This is a genomic window from Pleomorphomonas sp. PLEO (genome assembly GCF_041320595.1).
GTDB lineage: Bacteria > Pseudomonadota > Alphaproteobacteria > Rhizobiales > Pleomorphomonadaceae > Pleomorphomonas.
The window spans coordinates 4,000,777-4,022,863 of record NZ_CP166625.1 but is presented as its reverse complement, the minus strand read 5'-3'; the positions used below and the strand labels follow the sequence as shown (position 1 = coordinate 4,022,863).

Annotated in this window: 19 protein-coding genes; 12 read left to right on the top strand and 7 right to left on the bottom strand. The window is 61.8% G+C overall.

Annotation, left to right across the window (positions count from 1 at the left end):
• The first annotated feature begins 303 nt into the window (after positions 1-303).
• Both AB6N07_RS18620 and gmk read left to right on the top strand, forming a co-directional pair.
• Entirely contained in the window at positions 304-1,188 is an 885-nt protein-coding gene (locus tag AB6N07_RS18620) for a YicC/YloC family endoribonuclease (protein ID WP_370674558.1), read from the top strand.
• Between the two features lie 5 nt (positions 1,189-1,193).
• The gene (gmk, locus tag AB6N07_RS18615) at positions 1,194-1,844 is read left to right on the top strand and encodes a guanylate kinase (RefSeq protein WP_370674557.1); all 651 of its coding nucleotides are present in this window, start codon (positions 1,194-1,196) and stop codon (positions 1,842-1,844) included.
• A 106-nt stretch (positions 1,845-1,950) separates the two neighbouring features.
• On the opposite strand, the gene rsmA is transcribed toward gmk, so the two are convergent.
• From rsmA to AB6N07_RS18585, 6 genes are all read right to left on the bottom strand, one after another.
• Positions 1,951-2,793, bottom strand: a complete 843-nt coding sequence (gene rsmA / locus AB6N07_RS18610; RefSeq protein WP_370674556.1) for a 16S rRNA (adenine(1518)-N(6)/adenine(1519)-N(6))-dimethyltransferase RsmA — start codon at positions 2,791-2,793, stop codon at positions 1,951-1,953.
• A complete protein-coding gene (pdxA, locus tag AB6N07_RS18605) occupies positions 2,790-3,827 on the bottom strand; it encodes a 4-hydroxythreonine-4-phosphate dehydrogenase PdxA (protein ID WP_370674555.1) in 1,038 nt (345 codons plus the stop codon). Before pdxA ends, rsmA begins: the two co-directional genes overlap by 4 nt.
• A 2-nt stretch (positions 3,828-3,829) precedes the next feature.
• Entirely contained in the window at positions 3,830-4,798 is a 969-nt protein-coding gene (locus AB6N07_RS18600; protein WP_370674554.1) for a SurA N-terminal domain-containing protein, read from the bottom strand.
• Positions 4,799-4,904: 106 nt separating this feature from the next.
• Entirely contained in the window at positions 4,905-7,283 is a 2,379-nt protein-coding gene (locus tag AB6N07_RS18595; RefSeq protein WP_370674553.1) for an LPS-assembly protein LptD, read from the bottom strand.
• Between the two features lie 2 nt (positions 7,284-7,285).
• A complete protein-coding gene (gene lptG, locus AB6N07_RS18590) occupies positions 7,286-8,380 on the bottom strand; it encodes an LPS export ABC transporter permease LptG (protein WP_370674552.1) in 1,095 nt (364 codons plus the stop codon).
• The gene (locus tag AB6N07_RS18585; protein ID WP_370674551.1) at positions 8,377-9,528 is read right to left on the bottom strand and encodes an LptF/LptG family permease; all 1,152 of its coding nucleotides are present in this window, start codon (positions 9,526-9,528) and stop codon (positions 8,377-8,379) included. The genes lptG and AB6N07_RS18585 overlap by 4 nt, the downstream gene beginning before the upstream one ends.
• A 238-nt stretch (positions 9,529-9,766) precedes the next feature.
• Between AB6N07_RS18585 and AB6N07_RS18580 the strand changes: the two genes are divergently transcribed.
• The 9 genes from AB6N07_RS18580 (at position 9,767) to cimA (ending at position 19,447) form a co-directional block, all read left to right on the top strand.
• Positions 9,767-11,260: a leucyl aminopeptidase gene (locus tag AB6N07_RS18580; protein ID WP_370674550.1), complete on the top strand. Its 1,494-nt coding sequence runs from the start codon at positions 9,767-9,769 to the stop codon at positions 11,258-11,260.
• Positions 11,261-11,322: 62 nt separating this feature from the next.
• Positions 11,323-11,775 carry a DNA polymerase III subunit chi gene (locus AB6N07_RS18575; RefSeq protein ID WP_370674549.1) on the top strand — a complete coding sequence of 151 codons (453 nt, stop codon included), beginning with the start codon at positions 11,323-11,325 and terminating at the stop codon, positions 11,773-11,775.
• 85 nt (positions 11,776-11,860) lie between these two features.
• A complete protein-coding gene (gene gltX / locus AB6N07_RS18570) occupies positions 11,861-13,237 on the top strand; it encodes a glutamate--tRNA ligase (RefSeq protein WP_370674548.1) in 1,377 nt (458 codons plus the stop codon).
• 38 nt (positions 13,238-13,275) lie between these two features.
• Positions 13,276-14,058, top strand: coding sequence for a GDSL-type esterase/lipase family protein (locus AB6N07_RS18565; RefSeq protein ID WP_370674547.1), 783 nt, complete (start codon positions 13,276-13,278; stop codon positions 14,056-14,058).
• An 88-nt stretch (positions 14,059-14,146) separates the two neighbouring features.
• Positions 14,147-14,668, top strand: a complete 522-nt coding sequence (locus tag AB6N07_RS18560; RefSeq protein WP_370678278.1) for a CreA family protein — start codon at positions 14,147-14,149, stop codon at positions 14,666-14,668.
• A 282-nt stretch (positions 14,669-14,950) separates the two neighbouring features.
• Positions 14,951-16,315, top strand: coding sequence for a cysteine--tRNA ligase (gene cysS / locus AB6N07_RS18555; protein WP_370674546.1), 1,365 nt, complete (start codon positions 14,951-14,953; stop codon positions 16,313-16,315).
• Between the two features lie 29 nt (positions 16,316-16,344).
• Positions 16,345-16,824, top strand: coding sequence for a GFA family protein (locus tag AB6N07_RS18550; protein WP_370674545.1), 480 nt, complete (start codon positions 16,345-16,347; stop codon positions 16,822-16,824).
• Positions 16,825-16,827: 3 nt separating this feature from the next.
• On the top strand, positions 16,828-17,778 hold the full coding sequence (pip, locus tag AB6N07_RS18545) for a prolyl aminopeptidase (RefSeq protein WP_370674544.1): 951 nt from the start codon (positions 16,828-16,830) through the stop codon (positions 17,776-17,778).
• 64 nt (positions 17,779-17,842) lie between these two features.
• Entirely contained in the window at positions 17,843-19,447 is a 1,605-nt protein-coding gene (gene cimA / locus AB6N07_RS18540) for a citramalate synthase (protein ID WP_370674543.1), read from the top strand.
• A gap of 2 nt (positions 19,448-19,449) precedes the next feature.
• Here the strand turns inward: cimA and AB6N07_RS18535 are convergent, their stop codons facing one another.
• Entirely contained in the window at positions 19,450-20,049 is a 600-nt protein-coding gene (locus AB6N07_RS18535) for a TIGR00730 family Rossman fold protein (RefSeq protein WP_370674542.1), read from the bottom strand.
• A gap of 426 nt (positions 20,050-20,475) precedes the next feature.
• On the opposite strand from AB6N07_RS18535, the gene AB6N07_RS18530 reads away from it, so the two are divergent.
• Complete coding sequence (locus tag AB6N07_RS18530; protein WP_370674541.1) at positions 20,476-22,029, top strand: LysM peptidoglycan-binding domain-containing protein; 1,554 nt, start codon at positions 20,476-20,478, stop codon at positions 22,027-22,029.
• The last annotated feature ends 58 nt before the right edge of the window (positions 22,030-22,087 follow it).

Genomic DNA, 22,087 nt, shown 5'->3' with positions numbered 1-22,087 from the left:
TGGTTATGGCCCTCGAGTCTATGTCAGGGCTGGGGAACTGTGAAGGCGACCGCCTGAGTCGGTTTTAACGAACGGCACATTTTTCGTTTGGCGCTTCGGTTCGCTGGTGTAAAAGCCGCTTGGTGGTTCGGTTCTGACTTTTGCGCCTGTCCAAGATCGGTTTCCAAGCAGATGTCGAGCCTAAAGGACCGCTAGCAAGTTATTGCTTCTAGTGGAGTTCCCGGGTTTGATATTTGATCTGGGTCCTGATGTCAGTCAGGCTTGTAGTGCAAATTCGCTCGACTAGGATCAGAGGGAGAGACCATGCCACTCAAGAGCATGACAGGATTTGCCCGTGTTGATGGCTCGGCGGCCGGGAATCGCTTTGCTTGGGAGTTGCGTTCCGTCAACGGGCGCGGACTTGACCTGCGGCTGCGCCTGCCAACCGGCTTCGATGCCGTCGAAGTAGCCGTACGCCGTAAGGCATCCGAAGCACTGGCGCGCGGCAACGTGTCGATCAACCTGACGGTGACGCGCGAAACCTCGGCCCAGACCTTTCGCATCGACGAGAACCTTCTCTCAGCTCTCATTGATACCGCGCGCCGCTATTCAGGCACGCCGGGGATTCGCGAAGCTTCACTCGACGGCCTGCTCGCCGTACGCGGCGTTGTCGAGTTGGTCGAGGCGGCACCGGACGAAGACAGCGCCAAGGCCTTCGAGGCCGAGCTGGTCGCCGCTTTCGGCAGAGTGCTCACCGATTTCCAAGCTTCTCGCGCTTCCGAGGGCTTGGCGCTCACCCGCATCCTTGGCGAGCAGGTCGACGAAGTCGCCCGTCTCGTCACTGAGGTCGAGGCTTTGCCGGCCCGTACACCCGAGGTGATCCGTGACCGCCTCGAAGAGCAGCTTGCCGCGCTGCTGTCGCGTGAGGATATCGATCCGCAGCGGCTCCACCTCGAGGCGGCTCTCATTGCCACCCGTGCCGACGTGCGCGAGGAGATCGATCGCCTCAAGGCTCACATCGCGCAGGCGCGTGAACTCATGGCGAGTGACGCCGCCGTCGGTCGCCGGCTGGATTTCCTGGCGCAGGAGTTCAACCGGGAATCCAACACCCTCTGTTCCAAGTCCAACGACACGGCCCTGACACGGATCGGCCTTTCCCTCAAGGCGGTGGTCGATCAGTTCAAGGAGCAGGTCCAGAACGTCGAGTAAGTCTCATGGTCGCCACAGATCAAAGGCATGTCCGCTTTCCCCGTCGCGGGTTGATGCTCGTCATTTCCTCGCCCTCAGGCGCCGGCAAGGGCACTTTGTCGCGCAATATTCTCGACACCGACCGCGACATGACGCTGTCCATCTCGGTGACGACGCGCGACCGACGCCCAAGCGAGATCAACGGCGTGCATTACCACTTCATCTCGCAGCAGCGTTTTCTGTCGATGCGCGACGGCGGTGAGCTGTTGGAATCGGCGGAAGTGCACGGCAACTACTATGGTACGCCGCAGGCTCCGGTGGAGGAGGCGCTGGCGTCCGGGCGTGACGTGCTGTTCGATATCGACTGGCAAGGCGCCGCCCAGTTGCGCGAGAAGATGCCCTCCGACGTCGTCTCGGTGTTCATTCTTCCGCCGTCAATGGCCGAGCTGCGCTCGCGCCTCACCCGCCGGGCGGAAGACGCGCCGGAAGTCATCGAAAAGCGCCTGGTCAATGCCCGTCGCGAGATCGCCGAGTGGCCGAACTTCGACTATGTCGTGGTCAACGACGATCTTGACGCTGCCTTCGCCGATCTCACCGCCATCCTGCGCGCCGAACGCAGTCGGCGATTGCGCGCTGCCGAGGGAATCGAGGGCTTCGTCGGCACGCTGTTGGCTTGACCGTCTAGAGCTTTTCCTGTGAATTCGGGTTCATCAAAAAGCTCTATCTCTTTGTTAAGGCGCAGTTCCGGACGCAAAACCGGTTCCCACTTTTGCTGGAACTGCTCTAGCGCATCGCCTTCCAGGCGTTGGCGAGATCGACGAAGCCTTTGACCGGGATCGTCTCGGCGCGTGCCGTTGGATCGATGCCGGTGGCAGCGCAAAGAGCTGCCGGATCGACGCCTAGCGCCTTCAGGCTTTGCCTCAGCATCTTGCGCCGCTGGCCGAAGGCGGCGGCGGTGACAGCCTCAAGGTCGGCCTGATCACAGGGCAGGGGCTCGGGCCGGGGCGCAAAATGTACCACCGTCGACGTTACCTTAGGCGGCGGCACAAAGGCTTTGGGCGAAATGTCGAACATCTGCGTTGTACAGGCGCGCCAGCCGCAGAGAACGCCAAGGCGACCATAGGCGTCGTCGCCAGCCTGTGCCGTGATGCGATCGGCCACTTCCTTCTGAAACATCAGCACCATCGCCGTCCAGCGTGGCGGCCAGGTTTCTGGCGAAAGCCAGCCGATAAGAAGTGGCGTTGCGATGTTGTAGGGCAGATTGGCGATGATCACTGGCGGCTCGTCGCCGAGCGCGGCGCTATCCATCGCGAGCGCATCGCCCTCGGTAATCTGCAATCGGCCGGGGTAATGGGCGGCGATCTCCTCAAGTGCCGCGATTGCCCGTCTGTCGCGCTCGATCACGTGGACCTTGGCTGCGCCAGCGGCCAGAATGGCGCGTGTCAGGCCACCGGGGCCTGGGCCGATTTCCACGACAGTCCGGCCTTCGAGGTTGCCCGCGGCGCGGGCGATACGGGCGGTGAGATTGAGATCGAGCAAGAAGTTCTGCCCAAGACTCTTCAGCGCCGATAGGCCATGCCGCTCGATGACATCGCGCAGCGGCGGCAGGTCGTCGATCTGGCTCATGTCGCTATCTCGGCCGCTGCCATGCGGCCAGCCATGGTGAGGGCGGCGATCATGCTCTGGGGATCGGCGACACCTCGGGCTGCTATGTCGAGCGCCGTGCCGTGGTCGGGCGAGGTGCGGATGAATGGCAAACCGAGCGTCACGTTGACGGTTTCGTCGAAGGCGATGGTCTTCACCGGGATCAGCGCCTGATCGTGATACATGGCCAGCACCACGTCGTAGGTCTTGCGGGCGGGAGCGTGGAACAGCGTATCGGACGGCAGTGGCCCACGCGCATCGATGCCTTCTGCTTGGAGCCGCTTGACGGCCGGCGCAACGATCTCCAGATCCTCGCGCCCCATCGCTCCTTGCTCCCCAGCATGCGGGTTGAGGCCGGCGACGGCAAGGCGTGGTCGGACAACGCCAAATTTGGCCCGCATCTCTCGGTCGACGATGTGGCCGATTGTGACGATCATGTCGGCAGTAAGCACATCAGGCACATCACGCAGTGCGATATGCACGGTAACCGGCACGGTTGCTAGCTCTGGGCCGGCAAGCATCATCACCGGCTCGTGCGGCATTCCGGGCCATAGTTGCCGGGCAAGCTCTCCCAAGAACTCGGTGTGGCCGGGGAACTTGAACCCGGCGGCGTAGAGGTTGGATTTTTGGATCGGCGCGGTGACGATGCCGTTCGCTCGCCCATCGTGAATATGCCGAACGGCTGTTTCTATGGCGCCAATGGTGGCAGCCGCCGTCGCCGCCGACAACTCGCCAGGTCTATCTTCCACCGGGCAGTCGAGATCGAACACGGGCAACGCGCCGACGAATGCATCCGCCGCGTTTTCGGGGGAGATCACCGCGATCGGCACTTCGAGGCCAAGACGAGCAAGACGGCTTTCAAGGAAGGCGGGATCGGCGATCACATAGAAGGTCGGGACCGCCTTCTCTCGCCTCGAAAGCCATGCTTTGGCGATGATCTCCGCGCCAATGCCCGCGGGCTCGCCGATCGATACCGCCAGGGTGCGCACCTGCATGATGGCTGACGTGTCTGGCATGGTCAACGGTAGGTGATGTTGGCTTTTTGCCTCAATTCCTGGGTGAGCTTCTTCGAGGTCTCCTCGCCACGCTTGTCGAGCGCCTCGGCGTCGAGGCCTGCGGCGATGGCGGCTTCGCCTGTCACCTCGATTTTGCTGCAAATCGCATACATCTCAAAGCCGAGATCGGAGCGCTGCGGCGACGTGAGGTGTCCCTCGGCCGTCTTCTCCAGCTCGTCTTTCAGGCCAGCCGGCACTTCACTCGCAAGTTTGCGACCAATGTTGATGGTCGCCACTTCGCGAAGGCCTTTGACCATGGCCAGTCCTTCGTTGCAGCTACGGAACTTGCTACGCAACGCCTCGGCTTCGACTTTGCGGCGGTTGACATCGGCCGGCGACGCACTCCGCTGTACCGCAAAAACAATGCGCTGAAGCATGTAGTCGCTGGCAGTGACGGAATCGGCATTCTTTTCGCGGTTGCGCATCTGCTGGATGAGGTCGGCAGATTCCGTCTTGATATCCTGCTGGATCTTGGCGCGAATGATCCGTCCCCAGACCATCTGGGCGCGAATGCGGTCCTTGAAGGTCTTGATCGGGACGCCGCCACGGCCGAGCGCCTGCTCGAACTGTGGGATCGTCATCTTGGAGCGGGCGGCGATGGAGGTGAGGGCGGCGACCACTGCGTCCTCACTGACGACGACGCCGCGCCGCGCTCCTTCCTGGAGCCGAAGCTGCTCGTCGATCAACTCGTCCTGCGCGGCCTTGGCAGCCGGACCGGGCGCAAGATGCATCGCGAGCTGCAGCAGTCGTGCGCGCGACTGTACGTCCATCGTCGTGATCGCCTGGTCATTGACGACCACCTTGATGTTATTGGCGGCTTGGGCGGAGGTCATGAAGACAGGACCGGCAGGCGACAGCGAAGCCACCGCGGCAATGGTCGCAGCCAAAAGCGCGCCCCGCATGTTTCTCGCAATCGTCACGATATTATACATGTCCAGCTTCTCCGCCCGTTTCTGTCCGAACCGTGGGCCTCTACCAAGAGAATTTGTCAAGTCGATGGTCCGCGCTGCAATTGGCTGCGCACCCTGACCGGAAGCGCTACTTGTCCAGACCGAATGACGTGCCAACCTCGCCGAGCGTCTTGAAGCCAGCCCTAAGATAGAAGGTCTGGTCGTTGGGAGTCGTCGTCAGGTCCTTCGAATAGGAGAAGGATATCGAAAACTCTTCCGTGTCATAGGCGAGACCCAGCGCATGCCGCACGAATTCATCGTTAATGAGATCATAGCGGCTCGAGGCGAAAGCGCGCCAGTTCTCGGAAAGCCTGAGGCTTGTGGCCGCCTGCACTTCGGAGCGATCTTCGTCGATACCGAGGTCGGGCTGCGAGCGGATATAGGCATAGGTCAACGCCGCGGTCAGCGGCCCGCCGATACCCAGAATCTGTCCGTCAAAGCGGTTGACGGCGAAACTATCATGATCGATGCGGACACCGGTGCTGGCCATGAACCCGGTCTTTGTGCTGAGACTGAGACCGGCAACGTAGTCCGACACGTCGGACTCAAGACCGGAATAAGCGCCCGTATCGTATTGAGTCGCCTCGGCAAACGAGTTGACACCGGCGAGCTGGAATGATTGGCCGAAGGTGCCGCTTACCCCGAACCCGTGGCTGAAGGAACCGGAATAACGCACGCCGACATTGGCGCGCGTTCCACCTTCGACGCGGTCATAGCCGGAGAATTTGTCGTAGTCGAACAGGCTATTGGCGTCGAAGACGAGGCTCTGCGAATCCTCGTTCGAAACGCGACCCGCTTCCGTCTCATCCGGGCGAACGATCAACTGCGCGATCGGCTCGATGATCTGGTTTCCTACCGGTGAGGTGATGGCCACCGGATAGCTGTATTCGAGGCCGGCGGCCGGCATCGCCCGCCCCAGAAGTCCGCTCGACGTCTCTGGCAGGACACTGCTGTTGTGAGGATCCGAGAAGATGGCGTCGCCGCGGAAATAGAGAAACGGCGTCAACACACCACCGGTCTGGTCGACCATCCGTCGGCGCCACATGGCGTCGATGCTCAGGCGATCAAAGGTACCGGCCGCGCCCCGTACGCGGGTCTTTTCGCCTGGATCAAAGACGCCGTTATTGTTGCTGTCGATCTGGTAGATGTCGTCCTTGGTACGGGTTAGACTGGTGAAATTGGTTGTCAGCGATGCTTCGCCACCCCACACGGGATCCTTGGCATAAACCTTGGAGTCGATCACCGGATAGACGTAAGGCTGTTTTTCCTGCAAGTCGTGATTTTGCGCCAGCCCTGATGTCTTGGAATCTTCCTGCTGCACGAAGAAACCGTAAGCCGCCATGTCGAAGCGGTTGCGATCGCGGGCGCCCGTCAGATAGATCTTGTTGACCGCAACGTCCGAATTTCCGGACTTGAGGTCATAGTTCTTCATGAAAGTCTTGTCGCTCGCCACCGCGAGGTCCCAGCCCCATGACCAGTCGTTGTTGATCGTAAAGCGGCCCGATGTTTCGACCGAACCGCGCCACATCTCATCACCGGACGTACCTGTATAGGCGGTTGGGTCGTTCTGATGAATGCCGGACAGAGTAACGGAATACCTTCCAGTATCCAGTCGCTGCCGCCACTCTGCCGAGAACAGCAGGCCCTGGCGCGAATAAACCGTCGGCGTCAGCGTCAGACCGTAGCTTGGGTCCAGTGAAATATAATAAGGCAGCTTGATCGAGTAGCCTTGTTTCGAGCTGCTCTTGACGCTCGGCATCAGCAGGCCGGTCTTGTTCTTTACCGACGGGTCCGCCTGGGACATCACGGGGACCCAGGCAAGCGGAACTCCCAGGAACTCGAAGGTGGCATTCTCATAGACGATCGTCTGGTCCTTCTGCTTATGCAGGATACGATTCGCCTTGATCTGCCAGATCGGTTTTTTGCCCTTCACGCCGTTACAGTCGACGCACGGAAGATAGGTGCCGTCATCGAAGACGGTCAGATCGCCGTTGGTTCGAGTCGCATGGCGCGAGGTGAAAGCGGAGTTATCGGACGTAACGAGCTCAAGGCCCTCCATGACGCCGTTGGCGAGGTCGTTATCGAGATCGATTCGGTCTCCGCGCGCGACGTTGCCGGAGGGATCGGTGATCTCGACGTTCCCAATCGCAGTGACTCGCTGAGTCTTGCGATTGACGGTCACCTCGTTAGCGACCACCACATTGTTGAGATAATAGATGACGACGCGCCCGGTCGCGGTGACCGAATCGGCGTCCATATCGTAGGCGACCGTGTCCGCCTCGATCATCATCTTCTCGTCGCGGCTTGGCTGCTTGGCAGAGCTGATCATGCTCGTCAGCGAGGTGTCCTTGACGATTTGAGCAAGGGCGCCAGCCGGCAAGAAGACGAGAATCGTCACCGCTACGCCGCACAGAAGGCGTGCGGCGGTTGTCGGCTCCGATGCCTGCGAAACGACAGATCTACGCACGCTCACCCATCCTCGCGGAACAACAGAACCGTGGAACCCAGCAGGATCGCCACGACCGAGGGCGCCCAAGCGGCGAGCACCGGCGATACCAACCCCTCGCTGCCCAGCGAACGGGCAACCTCGATGACGACATAAAGCACGAAGCCAGCGACGACGCCACCGAGAATCATCTTCTCGCCACCGCCGTACCTTGCAAATCCTAGCGACACTGTTGCAGCGATGAGAACCATGGACGCCAGCAGCAGTGGACGGGCCAGGAGCGATTGATACTGAAGGCTGAATCTGTTTGCCGGTAGCGATGAAGCGCGGGCTTGCGCGATCGCGCCAGGCAGCTGCCAGAAGGAGATGCTATCGGGTGAACCGAGGCCTCCGGCGACCTGTTCAGCCGTCAACGCCGTCGGCAGGAAGAAGCTGTCGTGATGCTCGGGAACCCCGCTGCTTTGAGTCACGATTGCGCCTGACAGACGCCACTGCCCCGGCTCGAGTCGGCCGACCTCGGCCTCGACTCGCTCGGAGAGCATGCCATCTGCGCCGAACACCCAAAACACCGGCTGTAAAATAGTGTTGCCTGCGTCAGTCACGCCTTCCGTGTGCAGCACCGCGTTGCCATCGCCGGTGCGCTGCCGCATCCAACTCGGTGTCGCCGAACTCGACAACAGCGCCGTCATCACGCTCGCACGCGAGCCAACCATGATGTCGCTCGACAGATTGCGAGCCCAAGTCGCAACCGGATTGTAGATCGTCGAGGTGACGATGCCGAGTACGAGGGCAAAGGCGAGGGCGGGCAGCGTAAATTGCCAGACGGAAAGACCGGCCGCCCGTACGATCATCAGTTCGGACCCGCGTGACAGTGTCACAAACGCGGCGATTGAACCGAGCAGTACCGCGAAGGGCAACACCTGTTCCATCAGTGCCGGGACACGAAGGGCCGAGGCGGCGATCACCAGCGCCACTGAGACGTCGTCGCGGCCGCCGCTCGAGCGCAACAGCTCGATGACATCGATCAGGAAGACCAGCAGGAAGATGCCGACGAACATGCCGAGAATCCAGACGGCAAAACGCACGGTAAAATAGGTTGCAAGCGAGCGGCCGATCATCGGGCTGTCTCCCGCCGACCAAGGATGGTTCGCCGCAGGCGATCGATCAGACTATCCACGAAACCGGTGGAAACGGTTGGATGGATGCCGATGATGATCATCATCGCAAAAACCGCGGTGAGCAGTGTTGGCGCGACGACTGCCATGACGGAAATCTCCGGCGTTCCCTTTGAAATCCCCATGACGGCGAAGCCAAGCACGCGCACCAGTGAACCCACGATAATCGCCATCGTCACCGGCAGCGTCTGGCCCCGGCGGTTGCTGGTTGGAAAACCCAGGAACAAGAAAACGGCTAACGTTTGGGCCAGGGGGTAAATTGGCTCGGCGAGGCGGTTCATGATTTCCGGAGCGATCTCCGGATCGTCGTCCGTCTTGCGGAGGGCGAGAAGTTCGCCCAGCGTCCGCTCCGACAGTCCGTAATTTGCGCTGCCCGTCTTCGCGCTGAACTGACTGAGATCGAAGGCGTAGGAGCCGAACGTGACGAAGGTGTTGGCGCCGCTGGTCTTTGCTTTCCGTTCGATCGTGCCTTGTTCCATCACGATCATCGAACGCCCCGACACCTCGGCAACCCTGCCGCGTTTGGCGGAATAAGTATAAGAAAATTCCGGATTGCGGTCGTCCAGGATGAACAGATCCAAAAGCGATCCGTCGCCGTCGCGGTTGCGAATATGAAACATCAGGCCGGTGTCGACCTGCGTGAAGCGGCCAGGTTGGATGACATTGGCGACAATGTCCGCCCGCACCGACTGCATCATGTCGACGACGGAGCGCGAGGCGCCCGGATTGAACCAAAAGGCCAGCGCACCGACGAACACCGAGACCATCAGCGCCGCGGCAATGAACGGTAGGGCGAGACGTCGCTGCGACACACCCGCCGCGGTGATCGCCACAATGCCGCTCTCTCCCTGCAAGCGCTGCAGGACCAGGACGAGAGCCACCACCAGCGCAAAGGGTGCCACCACTCCCAGAACGCGTGGCATCGACAGCATGGTAAGTCCAAGATAGACCGCGATCGCCTGCCCCTTGGCCGTCACCAGGTCGAAGCGACGCAGAGCCTGGGTCACCCACGCGATTCCGGCCAGCGTCAACATCACGCCGAGGAAGGCGTAAAGCGTCCGCGAGAAGAGATAGGTGCCGAAACGCCGCATCTTGAACCTGTTTCCAACTCGCCGAAGGCAAGAAAGCCGAGGCTAGCAGACCTATAGTGAATCCTTCCTTCCCGAAAAGGGTAAATTTTCGGGGACTTCGGAAGTCGTTCGACGTTCGTCGTCGCCGACCGCGTTAGAATGCAACTCCTGTCTTGCTCTCGCCTTCGTCAAGCGCCACATTCGGCCGGCAGATCCGGATTGCGCCCGCTCAGGGGTGCCCGGCAATCAGGAAGAAATCATGGCGGCCGCTCCAACTCTTTCTTTTTCCAAGACGCTCGAGGCCGATGCCCCGGTGCTGGTTGTTCTCGTCGATCCGGAAAATAAGGCCGGTGTCATGGGCAGCACTGTGCTCGATCAATTGACTGGTGGTCTCGACAGAGCCGTGGCGGCCACCGGCTTTTCGGGCAAGGCCGGTTCTTTCCTCGATCTCCTTGCTCCCGCCGGCCTGTCGGTCGGCCGGTTGATTCTGGTCGGCGTCGGACCGGTCTCCGAGTTCGACGATAAGGCGGCGCTGAAGCTGGGCGGCCAGATCTACGGCAAGCTGAAGGAGGTCAAGGCGAAGGCGGCGACGGTGATTCTCGAGACGACGGGCGGGGCGCTTGCCCCCGAACTCGGCGCCGAGTTCCTGCTGGGTCTCCGCCTGCGCGCCTATGAGTTCGACAAGTACAAGACGGTCAAGAAGGATGACGCGCCGGGTTCCGTTGCCGTCACGTTGGTGGCCGAACACGCTGGCAAGCTCAAGAAGGCTTGGGCCGAGACCGAAGCGGTTGCCGAGGGTGTGGTGATCGCCCGCGACCTCGTTCACGAGGCGCCCAACGCGCTGGGTCCGCAGGAGTTTGCCGCCGAAGCCGAGAAATTGAAGAAGCTCGGCGTCGAGGTCGAGGTGCTTGGCGAGAAGGATCTTCGCAAGATTGGCATGGGCGCCCTGCTGGCCGTTGCCCAAGGCTCCGTCCGGCCGCCGCGCGTCGTCGTCATGAAGTGGAACGGTGGCAAGGACGGTGACCGTCCGGCCGTGTTCATCGGCAAGGGACTCGTCTTCGATTCGGGCGGTATTTCCATCAAGCCGGCCTCCGGCATGGAAGATATGAAGGCCGACATGGGCGGCGCCGCCGCTGTAACCGGCCTGTTCCGGGCACTGGCTGGCCGCAAGGCCAAGGTCAACGCCATTGGCCTCCTCGGCATCGTCGAAAACATGCCCGACGGCGGCTCCTACCGCCCAGGCGATATTCTGACCTCGCTGTCTGGCCAGACCATCGAAGTGGTCAACACCGACGCCGAGGGCCGTCTGGTGCTCGCCGACGTACTGACCTACGCCGCCGATCGCTTCAAGCCGGCCTTCATGATCAATCTCGCCACGCTGACGGGGGCCATCGTGGTGGCGCTCGGTGCGCAGATCGCCGGTCTGTTCTCCAATGATGATCAGCTCGCCGGTGAGCTCGTCAAAGCCGGTGAGGATACCGGCGAGCGCCTGTGGCGCATGCCGATGGGCTCGGAATACGATAAGCTGATCGACAGCCGCTTCGCCGACATGAAGAACTCCGGCGGTCGCAATGCCGGTTCGATCACGGCGGCGCAGTTCCTGAAGCGCTTCGTCGGCGAGACGCCCTGGGCGCACCTCGATATTGCCGGTACCGCCATGTCGAGCCCCGAGACCGACATCAACAAGGCCTGGGCGTCGGGCTTTGGCGTGCGCCTGCTTGACCGCCTGGTGCGCAATCGCTTCGAGAGCTGATGGTCAAGAAGCGGCCGGTGCCCGCGGGCACCGGCCATCACCGTTGACGGGCCAACTGATCGATGACCGAAGCTCTATTCTACCATCTCGACGGTCAGCCGCTCGAACGGGTTTTGCCGGTACTTCTGCAGAAGTCGGTCGAGCGCGGCTGGCGCGTGGTGGTGGAGGCGGGAACGCCCGAGCGACTCGCGGCTCTCGATAGTCATCTTTGGACCTTTGACGACGCCGCCTTCCTGCCGCACGGCACCGCGGCCGATGGCCACTCCGCTCTGCAGCCCGTCTATCTAGTGGCCGGGCCGGAGGCGCCCAATGGCGCTACCGTGCGCTTTCTGATCGACCGTGCGCCGCTGCCCGACGACGCCGAACGCTACGAGCGTCTGGTGCTGATTTTCGATGGCACTGACGACGGGGCGCTGGCCGAGGCACGCGCGGCCTGGAAGACGCTGAAAGGTCGCGGGCTCGAGGTTACCTACTGGCAGCAGGATGGAGAGGGGCGGTGGGCACGCAAGGCATGATACTGGAACGAATGTGCCCTGCTTTTGTTATCTTCCCGAAAATGCCCTCTGACATTCGCATCCGGTCTCGGTTACAACCACGATCATGAACACCGTCGTCCGCTTCGCGCCGTCTCCAACCGGCAATATCCACATCGGCAACGCCCGTCCGGCCCTCTTCAACTGGCTGTTCGCTCTAAAGACCGGCGGCCAGTTCATCCTTCGCTTTGACGATACGGACCGCGCCCGATCCACCGAGGAGTTCGCGGCAAATATCGTCGCTGACCTTGCTTGGCTCGGCATCCGGCCGCACACGTCTTTCCGCGAGTCGGATCGGCTCGATCGCTACGCGGCCGCCAGGGCCGATCTCATTGCCAAGGGGTTGCTCTATCCCTGCTATGAGACGTCGGAAGAGCTGGAATATGCCCGCAAACGCCGGCTGGCCCGACACCTGCCGCCGGTCTACGATCGGGCGGCCCTGAAACTGACAGACGCCGATCGCGTTCGCCTCGAAGCGGAGGGGCGACAGCCGCACTGGCGCTTCTTGTTGCCCAATTTCGATGGCGATCCGCTGTCGCCGAGTCGCCATCTCGTGCATTGGCAGGATCTCTGCCGTGGCGAGGAAACCGTCGATCTCGCATCGCTGTCCGATCCGGTGCTCATCCGCGCCGATGGCACCTATCTCTACACGCTGACCTCGGTGGTCGACGATATCGACACCTCCGTTACCCACATTATCCGGGGCGGCGACCACATCACCAACACAGGCGTACAGATAGCTTTGTTCGAGGCTTTGGGCGGCGCTGTTCCAATCTTCGCCCACCATAACCTGCTCACCGATGCCACCGGCGAGGGCTTTTCCAAGCGGACAGGATCGCTGTCATTGCGCAATCTGCGCGCTGAGGGCTACGAGCCGGAGGCGGTAGCCTCGCTCGCCGTCAATGTCGGCACCTCGCACGCCGTCGAAAAGATTGGCTCGCTTGTCGATCTCGCCGCCGACTTCGACCTCGCCGCTGTCTCGCGCTCGCCGGCTCGGTTCGATCCGAGCGAACTCAAGGCGTTGAACGCCCGCATCATCCACGGTCTCGACTATCCTTCCGTCCAAAAGCGGCTGACCGATCTCGGCATCCCCGCCCATCCAGCCTTCTGGCAGGCGGTGAAGGGCAATTGCACGCGTATTGGCGACGCGGCCGAATGGTGGAAACTGATTACCGGCCCGGTAACGCCGGTGGTCGATGAGGCCGATCGCGACTATCTGACGGCGGCGCGTGACGTCCTGCCGCCCGAGCCGTGGACCGACGACAGCTTCAGGGAGTGGACAGCGGCGCTCAAAGCGAAAACCGGGCGCAAGGGGCGCGACCTGTTCCTGCCGCTTCGCAAGGCGCTGACGGGCTTGGACCATGGACCCGAGTTGGCACCGCTCCTGCCACTGATCGGCGCGGAGGCGGTGAGGGCGCGCCTTTCGGCTGCGATCGGAAATTGAAGGTCGGACAGTTCGGCGACCCGAATAAGGGGACGGCGATGCGATTGTCTGGTTTCGCGCTTGTTCTCGGCCTTCTGGCTGGTTTTTTGACGTTCCCCAAGGCTTGGGCGGATGAGTTGGCATGTGATCCCATCGCCATCGATCTTACGCAGACGCCCCAGCGGACGCCGAATTATCCGAACCTGAAGGAAACCCTCCAGGTGCAGGCAGCTCGTCCCGAGCGGGCCGATGTCGTACTGCTCGGCGATTCGCTGTTTGCCGGTTGGCGCACCGATTTGCCGTCGGCTTTTCCGTCGACCGTCATCTATGATTTCGCAGTTGGCGGCGATCGGACTCCTAATCTGCTCTGGCGCCTGGAAAAGACTGATCTGTCGCATCTCCGGCCATCGGCGGCCGTGCTTCTGATCGGCACCAATGATCTCGCCGCCGGCACACCAGCCTGCGCTGTGGCGGCTGGCATCGAGACGATCGTCGAAAAACTGCGCGCCTTGTGGCCGCAAACGGCAGTGCTCGTTCTGACCATTCCGCCGCGTGGCGCCGATTTCCACGCCCTCGACGATCGGCGGCTGGAAGTGAACCGCGCCATTGCCAAGCTCGCCGACCGCGTCGATAAGGTGCACGCCGTGACGATCGACGACGACACCTTCACCTGTGGCCAGCATGGCAAGCCACAGCTCGCCGAAGTATCTGAGACAACGCGGCTATCCTGCGACAACTATGCCGACGACAATCTCCATTTTTCGACGGAAGGATACGTCGTGCTCGGCCGCATCCTCAAAAGCGCCGCCATTCAGAGCCTTGATGGAAACGTCTTCCATTGACGGGCCTTGGCCGGCTGTAAAGGGCGCTTATATGTCCGGCGTGCGCGGCTGGAACCGATCCGGCCTGCCGAAGCGGGGTGCCCCCAACATGCGTGATGTCGCCAAGTCGCTTCTCGGTCTTGTGGCCTTGAGTTTCGTCGTCTTTCTTCCCTCGCTAGCCTCGGCGTCCGACGACCCTGAATTGATCTTCAAGCGGTCGACGGTCTGGCATTTCCTGACGCCTGATCACAAGCTTGCCGTCTACGCCATCGACGATCCCGTGGTGGATGGCGTCGCCTGCCATTTTACGCTGCCCGAGAAGGGGGGCGTCGAGGGCATGCTGGGCCTTGCCGAGGAGACCTCGGACATCTCGCTCGCTTGCCGACAGGTCGGCCCCATCAGCTTCAAGGAGAAATTCGAGCAGGGCTCCGACATGTATCGCCAGAGCCGTTCGCTGTTCTTCAAGAAAATGCAGATCGTTCGTGGCTGTGACGCCAAACGAAATGTCCTGGTCTACCTCGTCTATTCCGACAAGCTGATCGAGGGCAGTCCGAAGAACTCCACCTCCACCGTCCCGATCATGCCCTGGGGCGATACGCAGGCAGCAAAGTGCGGCGATTGGCTGAAATAGAGCCAAGACACATGTGAATTCGGCGAGCCGCCGTCCGTATCTCGCGGGCGGCGTTTTTTCATTGCTTCCCTTGACGGCGAACAGCGTTTGCAGGCATATCGGCGGCCATGTTCCGGGACGCGCGCATCACCATTACCGCCAACATTATTTGTGGCTGAGCTTTACGCTGGCCGCGGACGTCCCCGTCACGATCTTTCCGAAGACCTGAACGGATGATGGGTTTCCCCGGCCGGCCCGGCGGTGATCTATTTTTGCGTTCCATGGCGAAGGGGAGGCGGGCTTTTGGCACTCAGGCTCTACAACACGCTGACGCGTGGCAAGGATGATTTCGTTCCGATCGATGCCGGCAACGTTCGCATGTACGTTTGCGGCCCCACGGTCTACGACTTCGCCCATATCGGCAACGCCCGGCCGGTGATCGTCTTCGATGTGCTCTATCGCTTGCTGCGTTACCTCTATGGTGAGGCGCACGTCACCTACGTGCGCAACATCACCGACGTCGATGACAAGATCAACGCCCGCGCCGCCCGCGACTATCCAAGCGTGCCGCCCGTCGAGGCGATCCGCGATCTGACCGAAAAGACCTATGCCCAGTTCGAGCAGGACGTGACCGAACTCGGCTGCCTCAAGCCGACGGTAACGCCACGCGCCACCGAGCATATCGCCGAGATGATCGCCATCATCGAACGGCTGATCGCCGGCGGTTTCGCCTATGTCGCCGAAGGGCATGCGCTGTTCCACGTGCCGGCCATGCCCGACTATGGCACCCTGGCTCGCCGCTCTCTCGACGACATGATGGCCGGTGCCCGTGTCGAAGTGGCGCCTTATAAGCGCGACCCGATGGACTTCGTGCTGTGGAAGCCGTCCTCGAACGACGAGCCCGGCTGGGACAGCCCGTGGGGCAGGGGGCGTCCCGGCTGGCATATCGAATGCTCGGCCATGAGTTGGAAGCACCTTGGCGAGACCTTCGACATTCACGGTGGTGGCATCGATCTCGTCTTCCCTCACCACGAGAACGAAGTCGCCCAGTCACGCTGCGCCTTCCACAAGGACGTGATGGCCAACGTCTTCATGCACAACGGCTTCCTGCAGGTCGAGGGCGAGAAGATGTCCAAATCGCTCGGCAACTTCTTCACCATCCGCGAGCTGCTGAATGACTGGCCAGGCGAAGTGCTGCGTTTCAATATGCTGAAGACGCATTACCGCCAGCCGATCGACTTCACCATCAAGGGACTCGAGGACGGCTGGAAGACGCTCGACGATTGGTACGCTATCGCTGCCGACGCAGCGCCCGGCCGACCGTCCGAGGGACTGATCGAAGCGCTCAACGACGATCTCAATACAGCAAAAGCGATCGCCGAGCTGCATGCCGTCAAGGGCGATCCGGCGACGCTATCGGCATCGCTGCGGCTCCTTGGTTTCCTCGGTGACAGTGCCAGCGCGTGGACGGCTCGGCGCCCGGCCGCCAACATCGATGAGGGGCGGGTCAAGGCTTTGATTGCCGCCCGCATTGAAGCGCGCAAGACGAAGAACTTCGCCGAAAGCGACCGCATCCGCGACGAACTCGTCGCCATGGGGGTGGTGTTGATGGACGCCAAGAACAAAGACACTGGCGAGATCGAGACCACCTGGGACCTAAAAAGGTAAGGCTGCGCAAAGCATTGGGAAGGATTGCCATGACCATTCTCACCGGTGGCTGCCAATGCGGCGCCATCCGCTTTTCCTGCGACAGCGATAAGGTCTCCTCCGTATCGATCTGCCATTGCCGCATGTGCCAGAAGGCCGTCGGCAACTACTTCGCGCCTTTCGTCGCCGTTGAGGCGGGTGGTGTCAGTTGGACCCGCGGTAGCCGCAAAATCTACCGCTCGTCCAACCACGTCGCGCGCGCCTTCTGTGCCGATTGCGGCACGCCGCTCACCTACGAGGCCGATGGCTACGAACCGTCGCTCGCCGGCGGCGCTTTCGACAATCCCGCGGCCTTGCCGCCGACCGTCCAATATGGCGTCGAGGCCGAACTGCCCTTCACCTCGGACCTGCCTTCCTTGAAACGCGTCCGCACCGACGAGGGCTTCGAGGGCGCCGAATTCCTCGATAACGTCATTTCCAACCAGCATCCCGACCATGACACGTCTGTCTGGCCGGTGCCGAAAGCCTGAACGATGACCGAACTGCGCAGCTATTATCCCGAGATCGAACCGTTCGAGACCGGCATGCTCGATGTCGGCGACGGCCACCAGGTTTACTGGGAACGGGTTGGCCGGAAGGGTGGCAAGCCTGCCGTCTTTCTGCACGGCGGTCCGGGGGGCGGCTGTTCGTCCAACCAGCGGCGTTGCTTCGACCCTGCGAAATACGACGTCATCCTGTTCGATCAGCGCGGCTGCGGTCGCTCAACGCCGCATGCTTCGCTCGAGGCCAACACCACCTGGCATCTGGTCGAGGACATCGAACGCCTCCGCAAAATGATCGGCGTCGATAAGTGGCTGGTATTCGGCGGCTCCTGGGGATCGACGCTGGCACTCGCCTATGCCGAGAAACATCCCGAGCGCGTTACCGAGCTGGTCCTGCGCGGCATCTTCGGGCTGCGCGATTTCGAACTGAAGTGGTTCTATCAATACGGCGCCTCACTGATCCATCCCGAGAAGTTCGAGCCGTTCCGCGAGCATATTCCTCAGGCCGAACGGGGCGACCTGATCGCTGCCTATCGCCGTCGGCTGGTCTCCGAGGATCGCGCGACACGGCTCGCCGCCGCCCGTACCTGGTCGCTGTGGGAAGGTTCGACGCTGACGCTGTTCCCCAACGAGGACGTCACGTCCGGCTTCATTGATGATGAGTTCGCCTTGGCCTTCGCCCGGATCGAGAACCATTACTTCGTCCACGAAGGATGGATGCGCCCCGGCCAGCTGTTTGAAGACGCCGGCCGGCTGAAGGCGATTCCGGGTGTCATCGTTCACGGCCGCTACGATATGTGTACACCGCTGCAGAACGCCTGGGATCTCCATAAAGCCTGGCCGGAGGCGGACTTCCGCATCGTCGAGGGAGCGGGCCACTCGCTGGTCGAGCCTGGGCTGCTGCACGAATTGATCTCCGCCACCGACCGTTTCGCGGAGTGAATTGGACGGAACACCTCAAGGCGAGCGGCTGCCGCTCGCCACATGTTGAAACGAGTTCGCGACCATGACGGACAAAGCCCGCCTTTATCTCTACGATACGACGTTGCGTGACGGTGCCCAGACCTCGGGCATCGACTTCTCCGTCGAGGAGAAGATCATCGTCGCGCACCTTATCGAGGAGTTGGGCTTTTCCTACATTGAGGGCGGCTATCCCGGCGCCAACCCGACCGACGATGCCTTCTTTGCCGAAAAGCGGACAACCAAGGCGCGCTTCGCCGCCTTCGGCATGACCAAGCGTCCTGGTGTGTCGCTCTCCAACGATCCCGGCATTGCCGCGCTGCTCGCCGCGCCGGTCGACGCGGTGACTTTTGTCGCCAAATCCTGGGATTACCATGTCGATGTCGCCCTGAAGACGACGCTCGAAGATAACCTCGACTGCATTCGCCAGTCGGTGGAGGCGGCCGTGAAAGCGGGCCGCGAGGCCATCGTCGACTGCGAACATTTCTTCGATGGCTACAAGGCCAATCCCGATTATGCGCTCGCTTGCGCGAAAATCGCCTTCGACGCCGGTGCCCGTTGGGTGGTGCTGTGCGACACCAATGGCGGCTCCATGCCGTATGAAGTGGCCGGCATCGTTTCCGCGGTTGCGCAGGTGGTGCCGGGCGATCGGTTGGGCATTCATGCCCACGACGACACCGGGCAGGCCGTGGCCAATTCGCTTGCGGCTATTCGCGCCGGTGTCCGGCAAGTGCAAGGTACTCTCAATGGCATTGGCGAGCGTTGCGGCAACGCCAATCTCACCACCATCTTGCCGACGCTGGTGCTGAAGGACGAGTTTGCCAGCCGCTACGAGACCGGCGTGACGTCCGAGCAATTGAAGACGCTCACTCAGCAGTCGCGAGCCTTCGACGAGATCATCAATCGCGCGCCCAATCGCCATGCTCCCTATGTCGGTCTCTCCGCTTTTGCCACAAAGGCGGGTATCCACGCCTCAGCCATTCTGAAAGACCCGCGAACCTACGAACACGTGAGCCCGGAAAGCGTCGGCAACCGCCGCCGCCTGTTGGTATCCGATCAGGCTGGCCGCTCGAATTTGTTTGCCGAGCTCGATCGGCAGGGCATCGCCTATGCGAAGGATGACCGCCGTCTCACCGGTCTCCTGGCCGAGCTCAAGGAACGGGAGGCACGCGGCTATTCCTACGAGGCGGCCGACGCATCTTTCGAGTTGCTGGCGATGCGCCACCTCGGCAGCGTGCCGCATTTCTATGACGTGATCTCCTACCGCACCATGGTGGAAAGCCGCATCAACGCCATGGGCGAACGCGTAGTCGTCACCGAGGCGGTGGTGAAGGTGAAGGTGGATGACGAGATCCTGATGTCCGTGGCCGAAGGCAACGGCCCGGTCAACGCCCTCGACCAAGCGCTTCGCAAGGACATCGGCAAATACCAGGCCGAGATCGCCGCTCTGGAGCTGGTCGACTATAAGGTGCGCATCCTGAATGGTGGCACTGGCGCCGTGACGCGCGTGCTGATCGAGAGCCTTGATCGCGCCACCGGTCGCCGCTGGTCTACGGTCGGCGTGTCGGCCAACATCGTCGAAGCCTCATTCGAAGCCCTCGACGATTCCATCACCTATAAACTTCTCAAGAACGGTCACGCTGGGGCCTGAGGCTACATCTTGGCGATGGTTTCCGCGTCTCCGGCGACCTCGCCATTGTCGCCTGCCGCGGCAAGGACGGTCGGCAGAATATCGGCGGCCGTTCCGGCCACGTGATAGCGCACCTCGAAGCCCTCACGGATGAAGGCCTCGCGGTTCATGTGATGGATGACTTCGACGAGGGGCTGCCAGAAGCCGTCGATATCGGCCAGCACGATCGGCTTCTTGTGCCGGCCAAGCTGTGCCCAAGTCATTTGTTCGACAACTTCCTCCAGCGTGCCAATACCACCGGGCAGGGTCACAAAAGCGTCGGCCGCTTCGAACATCATGCGTTTGCGCGTATGCATGTCTGGCACGATGTGAAGGTCGTCGACGCCATCGAGCATACGTTCCCGGTTCATCAGAAATTCGGGAATAATGCCGGTCACTTTACCACCGGCAGCCATCACGGCGCGGGCGGTGGTGCCCATCAGCCCGACGTTGCCGCCGCCGTAGACGAGACGGATACCATGCGCGGCCATGTCGGCACCGAGCCGCTCGGCAGCGGCCACGTAGGCGGGATTGCGGCCGTTGGCTGAACCGCAGAAAACACAGATGCTATTGATTTTGGTCATGCTCTCGTTGTCGCACCGGCGCGTCTCGGCCGTCAAGCGGGCGCTGCCGCTGAAGATAATGTGCGACCATCAGAGCGACAGATCGTCTTCAATGATGGAAAATGCCGAAAGTGCGGCTTTCTTGCATCGGTCTTTGGGGAATCTGCGTTGGCTCTTTTGCTCATTGGAACCTGTAAAGAGCCGCACTTGTGAGCCTAACCATATGAGTATACAGCATGAAAAAAACTGCGCTGGCATGTTCAGGCATAGCCGTCGCAGAAGAGACGCCTTAATGGTAACTCAAATCATTGTGTTCGATTAGTCACGACTCGGTGGATCATCCCGGTGTGACTGTCGGTGGTGGATGGATCGACCGGTAGGCAGCAATCGGCGCGTTTGTCGATGTGACTCTTTTGTCGGCGAATCCGACGGGGGCGTGGACGGGTGATGAGCAACAGACTTCGCACAATTCTGATCGGCGCTGTCGGCGTGATCGTGGTTCTTCTGGCCGGTTTGTTCTCTGGTGCGCTCGATGGCGTGCTGCGCCAGCTCAACGTCCGGATCGCCGGTCATCCGACATCGGTCGCCTCGACCAATGTCGTCGCGACGCCGGCACCCGCCAAGACCGATGCCGCCTCAGCTTCTACCACTCCCTCGGGTGAAACGGTCGTCCCGATTTTCGATCTCGTCCGCGTCGAGCCGACGGGGGACGCGGTAATCGCCGGGCGCAGCGATCCCAACGCCAAGGTCGAAATTCTCTCCGGCAAGGATGTCGTCGCCGACGGCAAGGCTAACGATACCGGTTCCTGGGCGATCGTTCTCGCCGATCCGCTCAAGCCCGGCGCTCATGACCTGTCGGTGCGCGTCGTCGGCAAGGATGGCAAGATTGCCACCTCCGAGCAGTCGGTCGCCGTATCGGTGCCCGAAGGTGGGAATGGTGACGTGTTGGTGGTGCTGAACCAGCCGGGGTCGCCATCGACCGTTCTCCAGGTTCCCGGTCTCGAAGAAGCGCAGGCCAAGTTGGCCGATGCCGGTGTCGATCCCGCACAGGCTGTCGAGGCGACGCCGGCCGTTGTGCCTGAACCGCCAAAGGCCGCCGCTACGCCTCCGCCGGCCGTCGAACCGCCGACTTCGGCGAGCGCGACTGCCACCGCGATTGCTGGCAACGAGACTACCCCGGCCACCACTGCCGAACCCGCTCCCGCTGCCATGGCGGCTGAACCTGCTGCGCCGGTCGCTACGCCCACGCCGGCAACCGTACAGATTCCCGCGCCTCCGGCTGAAATGCTTGCCGCGGCCGCCAAACCGGCGCTACCCCCTGCGCCGGCGCCTGCCTCAGCGGTTCCTGCTACCGAACCGGCTGCGCCTCAAGCTGTTCAACCGGCGGCCGAAGCCACGCCGGCCCAAGCGGCACCAACTGCCGAACCTTCCGTTGCTCCAAAGGCGGAGCCCGCCGCCGTTCCGGCGCGGGTCGTCACCATCGACGCTGTCGAGCTTGAGAACGGCAAGCGCTTCTACGCTGCCGGCTCCGCTGAGAGCGGCGCCGTGATCCGTCTCTATGTCGACGACAAGTCGATCGGTGATACCAAGGCCGATAAGGGGCGTTGGCTCTATCAAGGCGAAGTTCAGCTCGCGCCGGGCAAGCACATCGTTCGCATCGACCAGATTGGTGCCAACGGTGCCGTCCTTGCCCGTGCCGAGGTGCCCTTCCAGATCGCGGAAGACGGCCTGACGGCTCCGACGCTCGCTTCCGGTGTGGGCTCTGCCCAGGCTGGCGCAGGTTCGTCCGGCGAGGCCAAGCCCGCGGAGCCGGCGACGCTGATCATTCGTCGCGGCGACAACCTCTGGGTGATTGCCAAGCGTCTCTACGGCAAGGGCATCCGCTACTCGACGATCTATCAGGCAAATACGGACCAGATCCGTAATCCCGACCTGATCTATCCCGGTCAAGTGTTCGTGGTGCCGGAAGGCGACTCCGCCTGGAAGCCCATGGGACAGTAACATTCCCGCCATTGTGTGCGCCGACCATGGTACACGGTGGAAAAAGAGACTATCTGAA

Excerpts from the sequence above, each read along its gene's own strand:
- AB6N07_RS18620 (WP_370674558.1), top strand. The coding sequence starts at position 304 with ATGCCACTCAAGAGCATGACAGGATTTGCCCGTGTTGATGGCTCGGCG.
- gmk (WP_370674557.1), top strand. The coding sequence starts at position 1,194 with ATGGTCGCCACAGATCAAAGGCATGTCCGCTTTCCCCGTCGCGGGTTG.
- rsmA (WP_370674556.1), bottom strand. The coding sequence starts at position 2,793 with ATGAGCCAGATCGACGACCTGCCGCCGCTGCGCGATGTCATCGAGCGG.
- pdxA (WP_370674555.1), bottom strand. The coding sequence starts at position 3,827 with ATGCCAGACACGTCAGCCATCATGCAGGTGCGCACCCTGGCGGTATCG.
- AB6N07_RS18600 (WP_370674554.1), bottom strand. The coding sequence starts at position 4,798 with ATGTATAATATCGTGACGATTGCGAGAAACATGCGGGGCGCGCTTTTG.
- lptG (WP_370674552.1), bottom strand. The coding sequence starts at position 8,380 with ATGATCGGCCGCTCGCTTGCAACCTATTTTACCGTGCGTTTTGCCGTC.
- AB6N07_RS18585 (WP_370674551.1), bottom strand. The coding sequence starts at position 9,528 with ATGCGGCGTTTCGGCACCTATCTCTTCTCGCGGACGCTTTACGCCTTC.
- AB6N07_RS18580 (WP_370674550.1), top strand. The coding sequence starts at position 9,767 with ATGGCGGCCGCTCCAACTCTTTCTTTTTCCAAGACGCTCGAGGCCGAT.
- AB6N07_RS18575 (WP_370674549.1), top strand. The coding sequence starts at position 11,323 with ATGACCGAAGCTCTATTCTACCATCTCGACGGTCAGCCGCTCGAACGG.
- gltX (WP_370674548.1), top strand. The coding sequence starts at position 11,861 with ATGAACACCGTCGTCCGCTTCGCGCCGTCTCCAACCGGCAATATCCAC.
- AB6N07_RS18565 (WP_370674547.1), top strand. The coding sequence starts at position 13,276 with ATGCGATTGTCTGGTTTCGCGCTTGTTCTCGGCCTTCTGGCTGGTTTT.
- AB6N07_RS18560 (WP_370678278.1), top strand. The coding sequence starts at position 14,147 with ATGCGTGATGTCGCCAAGTCGCTTCTCGGTCTTGTGGCCTTGAGTTTC.
- AB6N07_RS18550 (WP_370674545.1), top strand. The coding sequence starts at position 16,345 with ATGACCATTCTCACCGGTGGCTGCCAATGCGGCGCCATCCGCTTTTCC.
- pip (WP_370674544.1), top strand. The coding sequence starts at position 16,828 with ATGACCGAACTGCGCAGCTATTATCCCGAGATCGAACCGTTCGAGACC.
- cimA (WP_370674543.1), top strand. The coding sequence starts at position 17,843 with ATGACGGACAAAGCCCGCCTTTATCTCTACGATACGACGTTGCGTGAC.
- AB6N07_RS18535 (WP_370674542.1), bottom strand. The coding sequence starts at position 20,049 with ATGACCAAAATCAATAGCATCTGTGTTTTCTGCGGTTCAGCCAACGGC.
- AB6N07_RS18530 (WP_370674541.1), top strand. The coding sequence starts at position 20,476 with ATGAGCAACAGACTTCGCACAATTCTGATCGGCGCTGTCGGCGTGATC.